General features: G+C 35.2%; 15 protein-coding genes. 3 read left to right on the top strand and 12 right to left on the bottom strand.

Translation table 11 applies throughout. The features are described 5' to 3' along the window. Positions 1 to 28 precede the first annotated feature (28 nt). Positions 29 to 571, top strand: a complete 543-nt coding sequence (locus tag ACTXGU_RS15690) for a biotin transporter BioY (RefSeq protein WP_443482474.1) — start codon at positions 29 to 31, stop codon at positions 569 to 571. 287 nt (positions 572 to 858) lie between these two features. Here ACTXGU_RS15690 and ACTXGU_RS15695 read toward each other — a convergent pair whose 3' ends face one another. After that, positions 859 to 1,761 (bottom strand): lysostaphin resistance A-like protein, encoded by a 903-nt coding sequence (locus ACTXGU_RS15695; RefSeq protein ID WP_443482475.1) that lies wholly within the window; start codon positions 1,759 to 1,761, stop codon positions 859 to 861. 165 nt (positions 1,762 to 1,926) lie between these two features. Here ACTXGU_RS15695 and ACTXGU_RS15700 point away from each other — a divergent pair, with 165 nt between their 5' ends. Next, the gene (locus ACTXGU_RS15700; RefSeq protein WP_443482476.1) at positions 1,927 to 2,373 is read left to right on the top strand and encodes an aminoacyl-tRNA deacylase; all 447 of its coding nucleotides are present in this window, start codon (positions 1,927 to 1,929) and stop codon (positions 2,371 to 2,373) included. A gap of 517 nt (positions 2,374 to 2,890) precedes the next feature. Here the strand turns inward: ACTXGU_RS15700 and ACTXGU_RS15705 are convergent. From ACTXGU_RS15705 to ACTXGU_RS15720, 4 genes are all read right to left on the bottom strand, one after another. Next, positions 2,891 to 3,826: a metal ABC transporter substrate-binding protein gene (locus ACTXGU_RS15705; protein ID WP_443482477.1), complete on the bottom strand. Its 936-nt coding sequence runs from the start codon at positions 3,824 to 3,826 to the stop codon at positions 2,891 to 2,893. A 30-nt stretch (positions 3,827 to 3,856) separates the two neighbouring features. Next, positions 3,857 to 4,720 carry an iron chelate uptake ABC transporter family permease subunit gene (locus ACTXGU_RS15710; protein WP_443482478.1) on the bottom strand — a complete coding sequence of 288 codons (864 nt, stop codon included), beginning with the start codon at positions 4,718 to 4,720 and terminating at the stop codon, positions 3,857 to 3,859. A gap of 15 nt (positions 4,721 to 4,735) precedes the next feature. Then, positions 4,736 to 5,506 (bottom strand): metal ABC transporter ATP-binding protein, encoded by a 771-nt coding sequence (locus tag ACTXGU_RS15715; protein WP_443482479.1) that lies wholly within the window; start codon positions 5,504 to 5,506, stop codon positions 4,736 to 4,738. Between the two features lie 725 nt (positions 5,507 to 6,231). Further along, a complete protein-coding gene (locus ACTXGU_RS15720) occupies positions 6,232 to 7,185 on the bottom strand; it encodes an aldolase catalytic domain-containing protein (protein WP_443482480.1) in 954 nt (317 codons plus the stop codon). A gap of 371 nt (positions 7,186 to 7,556) precedes the next feature. On the opposite strand from ACTXGU_RS15720, the gene ACTXGU_RS15725 reads away from it, so the two are divergent. Continuing rightward, positions 7,557 to 8,276 (top strand): metallophosphoesterase family protein, encoded by a 720-nt coding sequence (locus ACTXGU_RS15725; protein ID WP_443482481.1) that lies wholly within the window; start codon positions 7,557 to 7,559, stop codon positions 8,274 to 8,276. A gap of 88 nt (positions 8,277 to 8,364) precedes the next feature. Here ACTXGU_RS15725 and ACTXGU_RS15730 read toward each other — a convergent pair whose 3' ends face one another. The 7 genes from ACTXGU_RS15730 to ACTXGU_RS15760 all read right to left on the bottom strand — a co-directional run bounded on the left by ACTXGU_RS15730 (position 8,365) and on the right by ACTXGU_RS15760 (position 15,586). Then, complete coding sequence (locus ACTXGU_RS15730) at positions 8,365 to 9,000, bottom strand: HAD hydrolase-like protein (protein ID WP_443482482.1); 636 nt, start codon at positions 8,998 to 9,000, stop codon at positions 8,365 to 8,367. 406 nt (positions 9,001 to 9,406) lie between these two features. Next, positions 9,407 to 10,417 (bottom strand): LLM class flavin-dependent oxidoreductase, encoded by a 1,011-nt coding sequence (locus ACTXGU_RS15735; protein WP_443482553.1) that lies wholly within the window; start codon positions 10,415 to 10,417, stop codon positions 9,407 to 9,409. Next, positions 10,417 to 10,719, bottom strand: a complete 303-nt coding sequence (locus tag ACTXGU_RS15740; RefSeq protein WP_443482483.1) for a DUF3219 family protein — start codon at positions 10,717 to 10,719, stop codon at positions 10,417 to 10,419. Before ACTXGU_RS15740 ends, ACTXGU_RS15735 begins: the two co-directional genes overlap by 1 nt. An 89-nt stretch (positions 10,720 to 10,808) precedes the next feature. Next, positions 10,809 to 12,116, bottom strand: a complete 1,308-nt coding sequence (locus tag ACTXGU_RS15745) for a DPP IV N-terminal domain-containing protein (protein ID WP_443482484.1) — start codon at positions 12,114 to 12,116, stop codon at positions 10,809 to 10,811. 426 nt (positions 12,117 to 12,542) lie between these two features. Continuing rightward, positions 12,543 to 13,034 (bottom strand): DoxX family protein, encoded by a 492-nt coding sequence (locus ACTXGU_RS15750; protein ID WP_443482485.1) that lies wholly within the window; start codon positions 13,032 to 13,034, stop codon positions 12,543 to 12,545. A 222-nt stretch (positions 13,035 to 13,256) separates the two neighbouring features. Continuing rightward, positions 13,257 to 13,733 (bottom strand): MarR family winged helix-turn-helix transcriptional regulator, encoded by a 477-nt coding sequence (locus ACTXGU_RS15755; protein ID WP_443482486.1) that lies wholly within the window; start codon positions 13,731 to 13,733, stop codon positions 13,257 to 13,259. A 932-nt stretch (positions 13,734 to 14,665) separates the two neighbouring features. Then, complete coding sequence (locus tag ACTXGU_RS15760; protein WP_443482554.1) at positions 14,666 to 15,586, bottom strand: LCP family glycopolymer transferase; 921 nt, start codon at positions 15,584 to 15,586, stop codon at positions 14,666 to 14,668. Positions 15,587 to 15,620 lie beyond the last annotated feature (34 nt).

Raw genomic sequence — 15,620 nt, forward strand, 5'->3', positions numbered from 1 at the left:
TTACATTTTAAAAGTGAGGTAAAAAATAATGAAATTAAAAAATTTAATATTATGCAGCTTTTTTGCTGCGATAACAGCCATTTTAGCTCAAATGGAAATTCCATTGCCGTATGTTCCGATTAGCGGTCAAACATTAGCAGTTGGATTAACAGCTACTATCCTTGGAAGCAGATACGGAGCAATCTCCATGATTTGCTACTTATTGCTAGGAGCCATTGGATTACCTGTATTCGCAGGAGCAAGCGCTGGGTTTGGCGTATTAATTGGGCCCACTGGCGGATATATCTTTGCCTTTATTATTTCTGCATTTGTTACAGGTTATATTTTAGAAAAAACAACGTATTCGATTCCAATGGCCTTTGCTGCTAATACAATTGGCATGATCATTACATTAATTCTAGGAACCATTCAATTAAAGTTTGTACTTGATATGAGCTGGAGTGCTGCACTAGATGCTGGAGCTTATCCTTTTATTGTGGTTGGCTTAATTAAAGCATTTTTAGCGAGCTGGATCGGCATTATCGTACGAAATCGACTAGTTCATGCAAACCTTTTACAAAAAATATCTTAATAGGGTAAGAGTGAATTATTCGTGAGTAGAAAAAGAGTATAGTCAGAGAATGAAGACCCATAGAAGGCTGCTGCCACTATGGGTCTTCATTCTTTTTTATGGAAAAGGGGCCGGAGCTACGCCAATTTTAATAGAACAATACGAGTGATGGTGCTCCATAGTTTGTTTTTTATCCTTATGATGGATGAAGTAGCTCCGCTCACGCCACCTTTATTAGGTTTGCATCTGCCTTTCCCTTGTTAGATGGCGGAGACGAAGGACGAGACTTCATAGGAGTTTTATATCGCTTAACTGCGTTCTTTATTTACTTTTTTCCTGCTTAATAAATAAAAAACAATAAAAATAACAATGGACCAGATTAGAGAAATGCCCGGAGAGTCATTAACAGTTTTAAATAAGCTTGGAATATCTCCTGCTACCGAATCATCAGTAGTTAAAAACCAAAAAAGGAACATATTATTGGCAGCATGTGCCCCAATGGATAGTTCCAAGCTGCCTGTTTTAACAGAAATATAGGTTAATGCAAATCCTGTTACAATATAATCCAAACCTACGAAAACAAATGATTTACCCATTTCTGGATTAGCAAAATGCATGGATCCAAAAATAAGTCCAATAATAAGAGAAAGTAGAATCGGCTGTTTTAATCTTTTTCCTATCCACTGCAGAAGCATTCCTCTAAAGAACAATTCTTCTGACGTTGTTTGGATTGGCACCAAAATTAAAACAATTAAAAATAAAATGATATATTCTTTCACATGTACATTATTCCAGCTATACTCAGATGAATTAAATAGAAAATCAATAAGTGTCGTGAGTATCAGCAATCCGCCAAATACAGCAAATCCCCACAATACTCTACCCCAATGGATTGTTTTATTGGGCGTAATAAGTGTTATGAAACGTCTTTTATGTATAAAACGAACCCCTATCCAAATGCCAATCACCCATAAAATATTGACTATATGTGTTAACAATAAATTAAGATTGGGGTTAATACCAACAGGCATTGCTGTATCAAAATCAATATACGTACTTTCATCACCATCGAAGTAAACCATTATTGCTTCAATTACACCGTATATTATCGAACCAACAAACATAAATGCAATGGCTATAAGAACGGAACTTAAATAACGCTTCCAACTGTTTTTCCCCTCTGTAACATTCAAATAACTTTTTATCGTCATCCTCTCCTTTTGTCCTTCAGACTTTTTCTTTAATAGTATACCTTGGCATAATAAGGAAATCTATATATTTCTAATCAGCTTTAAATAAGGCAATTTTGCAACAAGTAAATGAAAAAGCGCAATGAAAACAACGAATTTAGTAAAATGAATAAGGAGGTGTTTCTAATGGAAAAATTACAGATGATATTATCGAAAAGCAATTATAAGTATGAATTGATCCACCATGAAAAACCGATCCGTTCAGCAAAGGATGGCTCCAGCTATTTCGGTATTCGCATCGGCCAAACAGCTCCATCATTAATACTTAAAACCGATAGAGGATATTTTTATCTCGTTGTTTCTGGTGAACGAAAAAAGGTTTGTTTCGAAAAAATAGCGGAATTAATAAACTGCTACAAAGTAAACTTAGCTTCACCTGATGAAGTTGAAAAAATGACCGGATTCCATGTAGGAAGTGTGGCAATGATTGGCATTGACTTGCCTTGCATCGTTGACAAACAGCTTTTCCAATATGATTTTATTTACGGAGGCACTGGTGAACCAACGACGACATTAAAAATAGAACCACATGCATTACACGAATTGAATGATGTTGTAGCCTTATATGAATGATATGGTTCCTTCTAATCGTTTGAAATATATTGCTTTAACTTTTTTCACCATTAATTAACAGATGATGATAGACCTTAAAATACAAAGGCTGTTTTCTAAAAGTTTGTTGTTTTTGAATAAAACAATAAACATGGTTAAACACTGAGCAGCCTGAATACACGTAGACTCCTGCTTAGAAAAGCGAGAAAGACGAGACCCCACAGGAGCATAGCGACGGCACTGAAAAAGTGTTTTATTAGATAATTTGTAGGTGAAACACTTAAATTTATTAGGGTAAAAATGGTATAGAGAGTTTGAAAACGACCATCATTTTGGTTAGGAGAGGCGTCCGCACGACTCCTGTGGGATTAGCGAGACAGGCGAGACCCTGCAGGAGCGTAGCGACGAAGCGGCTCGGCGCTCGCCCCGCGGAAAGCGAAGTGTATGCAGGCTGAGGGTTAAATAACAATAATCTATACAAAAAGAGCCAATACAAAAAACGAGCACTCTTATTTTTTGAGATACTCGTTTTGTTCTATTATTCTGCTAAGCCCTTATGAATAGTATCTAGGTTCCATTTCACCATCTTAAGATAACTATCTCCTTCAGAACCTGGTTTTCCGATAGAATCAGTGAAAACTTTTCCTTTAATCTCAACACCTGAATCTTGAGAAACCATTTCCATACTTCTTGGATCAACACTTGATTCAACAAATAATGCAGGTATATGACCTTCTCTTATAATGTCGACAATTCGTTTTACTTGTGCACTTGTTCCTTGACTTTCTGTATTGATTTCCCAAATGTATTCTGCTTTTAATCCGTAAGCAGCAGAGAAATATTTAAATGCACCTTCACTCGTTACCAATACACGTCGTTCCTCTGGAATATCAGCAAACTTTGCTTTCGCTTCATTGTGCAAGTCACTTAATGTTTTAATATATTCAGCAGCATTTTTTTCATAATCTTCTTTATGTTTTGGATCTTTTTTAATTAAAGCATCGCGTACATTTTCCGCATATTTAATACCATTATTTAAATCAAGCCATGCATGCGGATCCTGTTCTGATTCTTTCCCTTTTGACGTTAAATATTTTGGAGCAACCCCTTTGCTAATACAAAAAACTTCCTCATCTTCTTTATCTTTTTTACCTGCAGTCTCTAACATTTTGTTAAACCAGCCATTTGCTGTCTCTAAATTCAAACCATTATAAAAAATCATATCTGCATCTGTACTTGCACGAATATCTCCTGGCAGTGGATCATATTCATGTGGGTCTTTACCTACTGGTACAATGGAGTGAATAGATACATGCTCCCCACCGACATTTTTTATGATGTCAGCAAGTATAGAATAAGTAGCCACTATCTTCACTTTACCATCTGATTCACCATTATCACTAGATTTACCACAGCCAGCAACGCCGAATATAATTAATATGGACATTAACCCAATTATAAAAATTTTCTTCATTAAAGTAGCTCCCTCTTATTTATTCTTATCTTATATTTCACGTGAACGAACACGTTGTTTATATGATCTAATTTTATTCCATAAAATGCCTTGCTTTGGTGAAAATATAAAAGCGATTAAAAAGAATATCGTTGAAACAACAACAATAGATGCTCCTGATGCTAAATTATAGATATAACTATAATAAAGGCCAATTACCGAAGCCAGTGTTCCAAAAGTCACAGCCAACCAAATCATCACTGAAAGTCTATTCGTTAATAAATACGCCGTTGATGCAGGTGTAATTAACATAGCAACTACAAGTACAATCCCAACTGTTTGTAAGGATGCAACAGTCACAAGTGTTAGCAATGTCATTAGCAAATAATGAATTACTTTATTTGGAAGACCATACGCAGCTGACATAGTAGGATCAAATGAACTAACTAATAATTCTTTAAAAAATACAAATACGACTATTAAAATAAATAATCCGATAAAAAAAGTAATCCACATATCGGATGTACGAACAGCTAGCACATTTCCAAATAAAATATGGTAAAGGTCACTTGAACTTTTTAACATCGTAATTAATATAATTCCTAGTGCAAAAAATGTACTAAACATAATACCAATCGCTGCATCATTTTTAATGCGGCTATTCTGACTTACATATCCAATGCCAAGCGCCGCTATTAACCCACTGACTGCGGCACCAAAAAAGAAATTAAAACCAAAAATATAAGAAATTGCAACTCCCGGCAAAACAGCGTGAGAAATCGCATCCCCCATTAATGACATCCCTCTTAAAATAATAAAGCTTCCAATTACACCGCAAATAACACCAACCATTACAGAAGTCAACAATGCTTTCTGTAAAAATCCATAATTCATTACCGCCTGAATAAAATCCATTTTTCCTCCTCCTTTCTATACATGTTCAGCATTTGCAGAATGTTGAACAGAATGATCTTGCAAAAATGATTGAAATTGAAAATCTGCTTCATATGCTCGAATAATATGTTGTCTTGTAAACACTTCACGAACAGGGCCTACTTTAATAACGGTTTTATTTAACAAAATAAGGTCATCAAAATATTTCTCTACTTTACTTAAGTCATGATGAACTACCACTACCGTTTTGCCTTCTGCTTTTAATTCCTTTAATATTTGGACAATAACTTCCTCACTAGCCATATCAATTCCGACAAAAGGTTCATCTAAAAGAAAAAGTTCAGATTTTTGAGCAAGTGCTCTCGCCATGAAAACACGCTGCTGCTGTCCTCCAGATAACTCTCCGATTTGCCTTTTTGCGAAACCTTCCATCCCCACTCTTTGCAAACATTTATATGCCCATGCTATTTCTCGTTTACCTGGGCGACGAAAAAGACCGAGTGTCGGATATGTTCCTAACACTACTGTATCTAATACAGTAATTGGAAATGTCCAATCAATATTGCTTCGTTGCGGTACATAAGCAATTCTTTTTTTATTTTTCTTTACTGGTTCATTGAAAATTTCAACCTTTCCTCCATCTTTCGGTGTTAATTCCAGTAATGCTTTGATAAAAGTTGATTTTCCTGCACCATTTGGACCTACCACACCAATTAATCTTCCACTTTCTAAATCAACATTCACTTGATATAAAGCAGGATTCCCATTATATGAAACGGCTAAATCTTTCACTGAAATAATTTTCATAATATCCTCCCTTGCGTTAGGACAAATTATTTAAACCGATAAAAATATGTTTACCTAATGCAACTTTTAATAAAATTCTAACAGATAGTTATTCTCATGTACAGAATTTTTGTGTATTTTTAAAATGTTTTTTATAGGAAAATAATATTATTATAAATTAGCTGTTGATATATAGCTTCTTTTATTAAAGCTACCCTGAAAAGTAGTTCCGCAGCGTGAATACACTACGCTTTCCGCGGGCGAGCGCCGAGCCGCTTCGTCGCTACGCTCCTGCAGGGTCTCGTCTGTCTCGCTTTCCCGCAGGAGTCTTCGTGTATTCACGCTGCTCTGCGCTATAAATGTGGAGACTGCTTCTTTCCATGCGCCATGGTGCAAATTTTCTTGCATGGGTGTCTACCCTGAAAATAAGCTCTGTTAAAAGGGGTTTTCTGAAGCTTATCGCTCGATTTCCGCGGAAGGCAAGTGGATTCCCTGACTATTCATAAATCAACAATAGAATTTAACAGAGCCTTTAATAAAAAAACTGCTGAAACCAAATTGATTTCAGCAGTTTTTTTATTTATCACTTCCTATTTACACTAAGCGGGAGTTTCTTTTAGGTAGAGTTCGGTCATTTGCATCCCAATTTTTGTTACTATTCTCCTTGATTCAGTATTCATATTATTTTTCATCATACAAAAAATGAGGAATACTACAAAGAGTACTCCTCACTTATTTTTATCTTCTTATTTTACAGTCGTTTCTACTGTTGTTAATTGGTCATAAAATGCCTTGTAACGATCTTTATTTTCACCATTTCTTAACGCCATAGCCGAACGTGGATGTTCGTTTAATTGACCAGTGATCGTATACGGGATAATATAGCCCCATTCCACTTCTTTTCGCAGTGGAATCATTAAGTTTTCAATAGCTTCATATATCGGTTTAACATTATACTGAGGATCCTTTAAATAACCTAATAGTAGCTCAGTTGGACAATTTCCTGCTGCTCGTCCCATTCCAAAAACAGAACTATCAAGATATTGAACACCGTTTTCGATGGCAGTCAATGTATTCGAAAAAGCAAGCTGCATGTTATTGTGTGCATGAATGCCGAATTTTTTATTTGGGCATTGTCGGCTGAATTTATCCGCTAAATAAGCGATATCTCTTGGATATAAGCTACCATATGAATCAACGATATAAGCAACATCGACGCTGCTCTCATTTAGTTTAATAAGTGCTTCTGATAAATCATGCTCCATCGCATTTGAAACAGCCATAATATTGACAGCTGTTTCATAGCCTCGGCCTTTAAAGATATTATTTAAGTCAATCGCTTTATCAACATCTTTTAAATAACAAGCTATACGAATCATATCAAGATGACTTTCTTCACAAGGCAATATATCATTTTCATCCACTCTACCAATATCAACAAGAGCAGAAAGCTTTGTATGCTGTTTATTTGGAATGACTTCTTTTAAAAAGTTTTCATCGAGAAAACGCCATGGGCCAACCCCTTCTGTTGATACAAGGTTTGGTGAATTTTTATAGCCAATTTCCATAAAATCCACACCAGCAGCGTTTAAATATTTATATAAATCACGGACAAAATCAACGCTAAAGTCCCAATTATTAACAAGTCCACCATCACGAATCGTGCAGTCAATTACTTGACTTTTTTTTGAATTAAACATATAAACCTCCAGAAAAGCAAGATAGATTTATTCTACCCTATTTCATTTTTTATTTAAACTAAAATTTAAAGAAACATTGGAATTTATTCAATAATTTCTTTGATTAATGTGTTTAAAATAAATTAAGGAGAGAAGATTCCCACTTCTAGTTATCAACTATGTGGTACACGACTGCAATGATAGGTTGCATTACTAGAGAATATCTTAGTTAACTTCTTCCAAAAGAAATGATAATATTAGAGTATGTTTATATGTTCAAAAAGGGAACAAATTAGAAGTAAGCCAACTGAGAAATTAAAGGCTTTAGTTTGATGACTTTTTGAACATCCTCAATGATGTCAAAAGTTTATTTAAAAGGAGCTTTGGTTGCCATGAAAATTGCGTTCATTTCAGACATACATGGAAATGCAGTTGCACTTGAATCCGTACTAGAAGATATAAATAAGAAAAATGTTGATAATATTTATGTCCTTGGCGATCTTTGTTATCGAGGACCAGAGCCTAGACGTTCCCTTGATTTAGTTCGCAGCTTAAATACAAGTATTATTAAGGGAAATGCCGATGAATGGGTTATACGAGGCGTTCAAAAAGGGGAGGTTCCTGATAAAGTATTGGAATTAATGAATCTTGAACGAGAATGGATAGTCTCCAAATTACAGCAAAGTGATATTGACTACTTGGAAAGCTTGCCTACTGAACTCCATTTTGAAGCAGAAGGCGCATCTATTCATGCTTTTCATGCAACACCAACTAGTCTATTTGATGTCGTTCTTCCAAATACGGATGATACAGTTATCCAAGAAACATTAATGTCGAGGACAGATTCTGAAGTCTACATATATGCGCATATACATAAACCGTATATTAGATATATTAACGGTAAAATAATCATGAATATTGGCAGTGTTGGGCTGCCTTTTGATGGATTAACAAAAGCTTCATATGGCTTAGTTGAAATCAAAGAAGGAAGTATCAGCACCTCGATTGAACGTGTTGATTTTGATCAAGAAAAAGTGATTCACCAATATACAGAAGCGAACTATCCGAATGCAGAAATGATGATAAATGTTATAAAAAATGCTCGAATATAGGCCATTGAATATGTTTGGAATCACAAACGATAGATAAAGAGGATGAGTTAAAATCCAAAAAAGATCTTGATCTCATCCTTTTTATGCATTATGAAGGAGTATACCCAATAATCTCCGCTATTTCATCAGGCTTATTAACGGAATAATCAGGATTCTCTACATGAGCAATTTCAGCAGCATCATAGCCCCAACCTACCCAAATAACTTTCACCCCTACCTTTTTGCAGGCGACAATATCACGGCATTCATCCCCAACATAAATCACTTCCGATGGTTGAAGCCCATGAGATTTTAAAAACTTGCTGATTATTTTATCCTTTCCGAAAATACGGCTTGAACATAATACTTCTTTAATACTGTTCAATTTATTGTTCACTAAAAATTCACGAATATTTTTTTCTGCATTTGAAGAAATAATTGCTGCTTGATAGCCCGACTCTTCTAAATTTATCAGCAATTCTTTCATTCCATCAAACAACTTAATCTCTGTGATTGATTCTCTATACAATTTTAAAAGCTCAGGCATAAATACAGGCAGTTTATACATAGGAAACTGAACTAATTTGCTTCTTTCTTTTATCGAAAGCCTTCTTATCATCTCATAGTCTTCGATTTTTAGCTTCTTGTATTTATATTTCTCTGAAAGTTGATTCCATGCATGTAAAAAAGCCAATTTAGAATCGGCAATTGTTCCATCAAAATCAAAAATAATATATTTTATCACGTTTATCTCCTTTTTCACTCTGCATTTTAAAAATAATTCCCGTTTTTAACTAGGCTGTTTTCGTATAGATTGTTGCTTTTAAACGCGCAGCCTGCATACACTTCGTCCGTTTAGCGAGCGTCGAGCCTCCTCGTCGCATACGCTCCTGCGGGGTCTCGTCTTTCTCGCATTCCCACAGATGTCTACGTGTATGCAGGCTGCTAAGAAACGCTTTTCCATATGATATATATATGTAAAAAACAACAAACTTTGAGAAAACAGCCTTTATCTATTAGAAAATAATATAAGAGTTTCCTCCATTTGTAAATAAAAGAACTCTAGTAAGGAACAGTGCTTCTGTTTTTAGGGAAACGAAAGAAAGTAAAGTATTTCTGACTATTTGTTAGGCCCCTGCAGATAGGACCTCTTATGTATCATCTTTCATTAACCTTTCTTTTGCAATCAATTGATAGGACTGAATTCGGTCTTCTGGATCATGAGTAATGGTTACAATCATAATCTCATCTGCATGATATATTGCTTTTAAGTGACGCAGTTTCTCGTTTACTTCTTTTGGATTGCCTATGATCATTTTTTGTTTCATTTTTTCGATTCTTTCTTTTTCTTGATTGTTTCGCATATATTCGATTGCTTCTTCTCTGGAAGGAACACCTTTTTCTCCTTTTCCCTCTCCTCTTTGTAAGGACCAGACAAGGGAACTGAAAGCAATTTCTTCTGCTTTTTCCATTGTTTCTGCACAAACAGCGGAAACTGTTAAGATAACTTGTGGCATATCCCCATGTTTTTTTGGTATAAATGCATCTCTATACTGTTGAATAATTTCAGCACCATCTTTATCACTCATAAATTGCCCGAATGCGTAGGCAATCCCTTTTTGTCCGGCAAGCAGCGCACTTTTTTTGCTTGTGCCTAGAAGCCATGGCATTGGCGGGGCTTTCGGTAAAGGGGAAGCTGTCACCTTTGCAAACATATGGTCAGATGGAAAATCATTTTCTAAAAAACGCAGCAAATCTTCTACTAAATTTGGCAGTGCCCATACTTGCTGCAAAAAATTGTCTGTTAACGCATTGGTTGCTTCTGCTGATCCACCAGGAGCTCTTCCAATCCCAATGTCTATGCGGCCAGGAAACAAGGTAGACAAAATATTATATGTTTCAGCTACTTTATATGGGCGATAATATGGCAGCAAAACCGCCCCTGCGCCGATACGAATCTTTTCCGTATTTGCTCCAATATAACTCAACATCACTTCTGGAGCTGAACATGCAAGTCCAGGTAAATTATGATGCTCGGCAATCCAATAGCGAGTATAACCAAATGATTCTCCAGCTTGTGCTAATCTCATCGATTGCTGAAGAGCCTCTTCTGCTGTTTGATTGGAGGAAATAGGTGATTGATCCAATATGCTTAGCTTCATCACGATTGTCTTCCTTCTTCATGTTTCATTTCACGAATACTTAATGAAAATTCACCAACTTTTCCTTTTTTATACAAATTAGTTATAGACGTAGAATATTGATGAATCGCCCCCCGAAATACGAGGTCTTTTTCAGGAACAGAAACATGAAACATTCCTTTATACAGCAGTGTCGTTATATCATGATAGTCCTCACTTGTTACAGAAAAAACAACAGAAATTTGATGTAATCCATTTATTTTTTCTTCCTGATAACTGTTTACATCAATTGATGTATGATCTAAAACGATTGCTTTTACCATATTCAGTTCCTCCTTTTTTATTAATTATACAATTAAAAAAGGCGCTTCCTATATAGAAAGCACCTCTCTTATATTACAAAAATATTAAACTACTTTTTTCTTTTCCCAAAAAATCTCAAAGCAAAAGCATAAATAAACACAATCAGTGTACAGCCTAATAATGATGCTGAGATCATGGCAACCGCAATTCCGTACCAAGGATCGATGAGTACGGTCACAACGAAACTAGCGATAAAGGCTGTAACGCTTAGACAAAAGCTGATGATAACAGGTAAATAGCTTTTTTTGCTCTGTATATATTGATAAGTGGACCATAATCCTACTAAAACAGTATACAAAATAGCTATCGTTATGCCATTAACAAGTTGATTTACCATTTGAATCAATCGGTGGCTATCATTAGGCTTTGCTATATCGAAGGAAATGGTTTGTAATTTTTTCGTTCCTAAATCCACCGTAATGAAATCAAATTTAGACGGTTCGTTTGGCCAATTCGTATTTTTCAAAATAGCTGCTTTATTCGTTTTATGAAAAAATCGAGGGGATGCGACTGATGCTTTCAAGTTTGTCAGCCTTTGTGTTTCCCCATTTCTCGTATCCATTAAAAACAGTTCATACTCAAAGAGAGATTTGTTTTCTGATTCTTTCGAAACTGCTGTATAAAGCATATTTTCGCCATTCGTAGATAATTGAGGAGAGTAGCTGTCCTTTGGCAAATGTTTCGTTAGTATAGATTCCTTCGCTTTTCCTTCTTCTAATGAATAGGAATAGAATTTTTCTTTTCCGTCAAAAGAGCTAAAATATATTTCTTTGCCATCTAATGATACCGAAAGAGAATTCATGCTGAAGTAATCTGCATTTGTTAATTGTTTTTCGTCTTCTCCATTTGTGTCAATAGAATATAACTCATAGCCCTCTTTCGTTTCTTCTTCTGATTTTTTAAATTCATCAGCAGGCATTGCTATATAATAAATCGTGTCATCAGCAGGAGAATAAGTCGCTTCGGAAACATGCATTTTGTTCGATACTAGTTTCGTAGGATTGCTTCCATCACTATTTATCGTATAAAGGGAATTAATTCCGTCTGCATCTTTTGATAAAAATACTATTTTTGTGCTATCATGGGAAAATCTTGGGTTATGATGCCTTTCTGTTTCCCCTTCTGTTAATTGCTTTACGTTTGTACCATCTGCATTTGCTAAATAAATTGCTTCTTTCCCATCCTTATAATAAGAAAACACATATGTTGCATCATCTGCAGAAATATCAAAACTATCTCCTAATCCAGTAAAATACTGATATGGATCATCGTCACGCAAAAAACTATACACAATGGATGTGATAAGAAAAATGGAGATGATTGCTATTGTCCAAAGTAGAAATTTCTTTTTTTTCAAATTTCCAGTCCCCCTTTCACAGTTGGTTCTTTTTATGTACTTACTACATCATTTCCTTTTATACACGGTAACCCAATTCTTATTTCGAAATAAATTTTCACCATTAGGGAAAATTTACTCTTATCGATATAATATAACTTCTTCCTTTAATCGTCAATTTTTCACAAAAAAAAGAATTGTTTTTTTCTCTCAAACCTCTTTTATATCGCTGGTTGAAATTTAAACTTAACTAGTGCCAATACAGTAGGTTCTAATTCTTTTACTGCCTCAAGAGAAACGATTGAAGTAAGATTTTTCCCAAAATATTCTAGCTACTTGTTTCCAACTCTTGTTTCTTCAAAAGCTGCAGCAATGGCAATAAAGTCTTTTAATTTTAATTCTTTAACACATCAAACACCGTTCGAAAATGGAACGGTGTTAAAAAAGTTATTTGATTTTCCTGTCCTGTGCTGTCGGTGGTTGCTGACTAGACCGACGACGAATGTCGGATGCAAGGACTGCAATGGTCGCTGTCAGGAATACAAGCTGCATTATGGTGCGAGGGACCAGAGCATCTGCAGGATTGGTTGTGAGACCTTCGAGTGCTATATAGATATTGGCTGGGAACATCACAATAAGCAGGACAGTGAGCCCGCCTGCTGCCCAAAGGACTGTCGGCCGCCACAGCAATCCAACAGCGCCGGCCAGTTCCAGTATACCAGTGATGGTCACAATTAAGCCAGGGTATGGCAGTGCTGGTGGGACCATGCTGATAAGATCTTCCCGCATCCAGACGAAATGAACCACCCCGGTCAGCACGAACATTGCTGCTAGTCCGCCCCGAAGTGCGACCGGCCATGACCGTAGACGGCTTACCCCTGCGGCTCCTGCTCCGAGAATCGCCAGTGTGACAACGACAAGTACAATAAGTGGTTCCATTGTATTTCCTCCTATAATTCGTAATTTTTACATTTCAAAGTTAAATCCAGAAGTATCACGAGTTGTAAATTCTTTAAACCCGCAGTTCACTGGACCTAAATTGTTTAGATACTCTACTCTTTCAGCTAGACTTCTGTATTCTGATTCTTATTCAATCAATGTCCATCAAAGCGTATAGATACTATACACTTTTTTCAAAAAAAATTCCCTGTGGGGCTTCGGTTATATTTGACTCAATTTTTCTTCTATTTTCACTAAAAAGTCTTTTGCAAAGGCTACCTTTTCAGCAGGAACATCCTGTAAAATTTCGACGACCATTTTCTTAAATTTTTTATGATGCTCCAAATGATGAGCATAGGCAACTTCACCTTTAGTCGTTAATTTCAGAATAATCCTCGACTGATTGCGAATATCCCTCTCTTTTATGATCAGCCCCTTCTGCTCAAGTTTTTTAAGTACTTGGGATACCGCTCCCTTGGTCACCCCACAATACTCAGCTAGTGCTGTAATATGGACACCTTCATGTTCCTTTATTTCTTTAAGTGTATAAATCTCCGAATGATATAAAGGTTCACCCACTCCATAGTCCTTATTTTTCCGATCTACTTTAGAGAACGTATTAATCAAATCCAAAAGGACATCACTAATCTTCTCTTTAGAAATTTCATCTTTATTCATCATATAAAAAGTGTAAAGCATCTATACACTTTTGTCAATCAATTCCTATCCCATCAGAAATCATGGCAAGTTTTGCAAATTCCTTATACACAAGAAGAAGTCTATGAAAAACTCTATTTTATTCATAAACCAAAAATTCAGGATAATAAAAATGATAATTGTAACAAGTGCAAAGCCAATAATTCACCAAATAGAACGCTTCTGCAATACAAGAATTCATGAATAATGTCAGAACACTAATTATTCGATTCTTTATGTAACTATGTTTTATGTAATTTAATCTCTATTACTCTGATACAGCGTTAAGTGTTATAAGTTTAAAGTACCACTTTCGCCATCTTGCACTTGTCGAACTTTTATCACAAGAAACTACAACCTTCGGATTATACAGGCACCTAATTAAATAATTAATTTTTGTAAAACATCCTTGACACCAAAAGGCTTCAAATTTTCACATGGGGATCAGATAAAAAGGTACAGAAAGATAAAATGGGAAAAAAGATTACTACTGCAAGCGCTAAAACAAGCTACTATATATTAACGAGCAGCTTATTCCTACTTTGGATAGTAGATAAAATAATTTTTGTTAGAAAAAATGAATTTGGAAATGTGTCTTTATTTGCAGCTTTATGCCTCTCCTTAATTATTTTTCCTATCGTTCAATTTTTTTCAGCAAAACAGTACAGATAATGGCATTAAAGAGAGCAGCACAAATAAAATGCTGCTCTCTTATTATATATGGAAAAAATCAAACTAATTCCTGCACTGCCGATGTAATGTCTTTTGCTGTTAATTTATAGTATGCTTTTAGATATGTTGAACAGGATATATCCAAGTTTTAGTTTCTTCACAATATTCTAGCGATTTCATTAAGATTCCTATCTTCAATTGTTTTAAACACCTGGGAACAGGGAACCTTCTTAGTTAACGAGCATTTAATATAGTTTGTTTCATTAATTGATAAGACTGTCACCAATCATTTTGTGTACTTTCTCCTTTTCTTCATCAGACACAATGAAAAAATATTTTCCACCTTTTGAATCTTCCCCAATTACTTCATATTGTTCAACATTATTGCGTGTATTTTTATAATTTTTTTCGATATTTATCATTTCTTCCAAAGAAATATTTGTTTTCACATTTTCCCCCAAAGAATCTAGAATATCGTCAAATTTAGAAACAGATGATATACTCATTCCTTTATCAATAATGGCTGTTATTACTTTTCTTTGCCGCTCATTTCTTCCAAAATCATTATCTGGATCTAATTTTCTCATGCGGACATATCCTAACGCTTGGGGACCATCTAATTCAATGTTTCCAAGTTGATAATGATACCCCTTTTTATAATATCCTTCATCATACCATTCCATTTCATTGTTAACGATTATTCCACCTAAAGCATCCACCATTCCACTTAACGCTTCCATATTTACTTTTATATAGTAGTCCATTTTTATTCCAGCAAATTCTTCCACTGTATCAATCGCCATTTTTACTCCCCCTAACGCATAGGCAGAGTTGATTCTGTCTAGAGTACCGTTTCCAACTATTTCAGTTCTCGTGTCTCTTGGAATACTAACCATTTGCAATTTTTCTATTGAAGGATTCAACGTCATGACAATTAAGGCATCCGTCCTGCCAACGTCATTTTTCCGCTCATCTACTCCCATCAATAAAATGCTTATTGGCTTTTTTCCTTTAATATTTTCTTCTCTTTGTTTTCCTACTGTTTTCCCTTCTCCATCAATAGGTTCATAAATTTTATCAGCCGTTTTTTCAACACTTGTATATAAATATGCAATATATGCAACTAGCCCAATTACGATAACTCCAATCATACTTGATAAAGTAAGTATAATTTTTTTCTTCATAGCCATCTCACTTTCTCCTCTAATCTTTTAATAA

Origin of the sequence: Niallia sp. 01092, assembly GCF_052318935.1 — a bacterium.
Classification (GTDB): Bacteria; Bacillota; Bacilli; order Bacillales; family Cytobacillaceae; genus Niallia.

Bases quoted from the DNA above. Each gene is read 5' to 3' on its own strand.
- ACTXGU_RS15690 (WP_443482474.1), top strand. From the start codon at position 29: ATGAAATTAAAAAATTTAATATTATGCAGCTTTTTTGCTGCGATAACA.
- ACTXGU_RS15695 (WP_443482475.1), bottom strand. From the start codon at position 1,761: ATGACGATAAAAAGTTATTTGAATGTTACAGAGGGGAAAAACAGTTGG.
- ACTXGU_RS15700 (WP_443482476.1), top strand. From the start codon at position 1,927: ATGGAAAAATTACAGATGATATTATCGAAAAGCAATTATAAGTATGAA.
- ACTXGU_RS15705 (WP_443482477.1), bottom strand. From the start codon at position 3,826: ATGAAGAAAATTTTTATAATTGGGTTAATGTCCATATTAATTATATTC.
- ACTXGU_RS15710 (WP_443482478.1), bottom strand. From the start codon at position 4,720: ATGGATTTTATTCAGGCGGTAATGAATTATGGATTTTTACAGAAAGCA.
- ACTXGU_RS15715 (WP_443482479.1), bottom strand. From the start codon at position 5,506: ATGAAAATTATTTCAGTGAAAGATTTAGCCGTTTCATATAATGGGAAT.
- ACTXGU_RS15720 (WP_443482480.1), bottom strand. From the start codon at position 7,185: ATGTTTAATTCAAAAAAAAGTCAAGTAATTGACTGCACGATTCGTGAT.
- ACTXGU_RS15725 (WP_443482481.1), top strand. From the start codon at position 7,557: ATGAAAATTGCGTTCATTTCAGACATACATGGAAATGCAGTTGCACTT.
- ACTXGU_RS15735 (WP_443482553.1), bottom strand. From the start codon at position 10,417: ATGAAGCTAAGCATATTGGATCAATCACCTATTTCCTCCAATCAAACA.
- ACTXGU_RS15740 (WP_443482483.1), bottom strand. From the start codon at position 10,719: ATGGTAAAAGCAATCGTTTTAGATCATACATCAATTGATGTAAACAGT.
- ACTXGU_RS15750 (WP_443482485.1), bottom strand. From the start codon at position 13,034: ATGGAACCACTTATTGTACTTGTCGTTGTCACACTGGCGATTCTCGGA.
- ACTXGU_RS15755 (WP_443482486.1), bottom strand. From the start codon at position 13,733: ATGCTTTACACTTTTTATATGATGAATAAAGATGAAATTTCTAAAGAG.
- ACTXGU_RS15760 (WP_443482554.1), bottom strand. From the start codon at position 15,586: ATGAAGAAAAAAATTATACTTACTTTATCAAGTATGATTGGAGTTATC.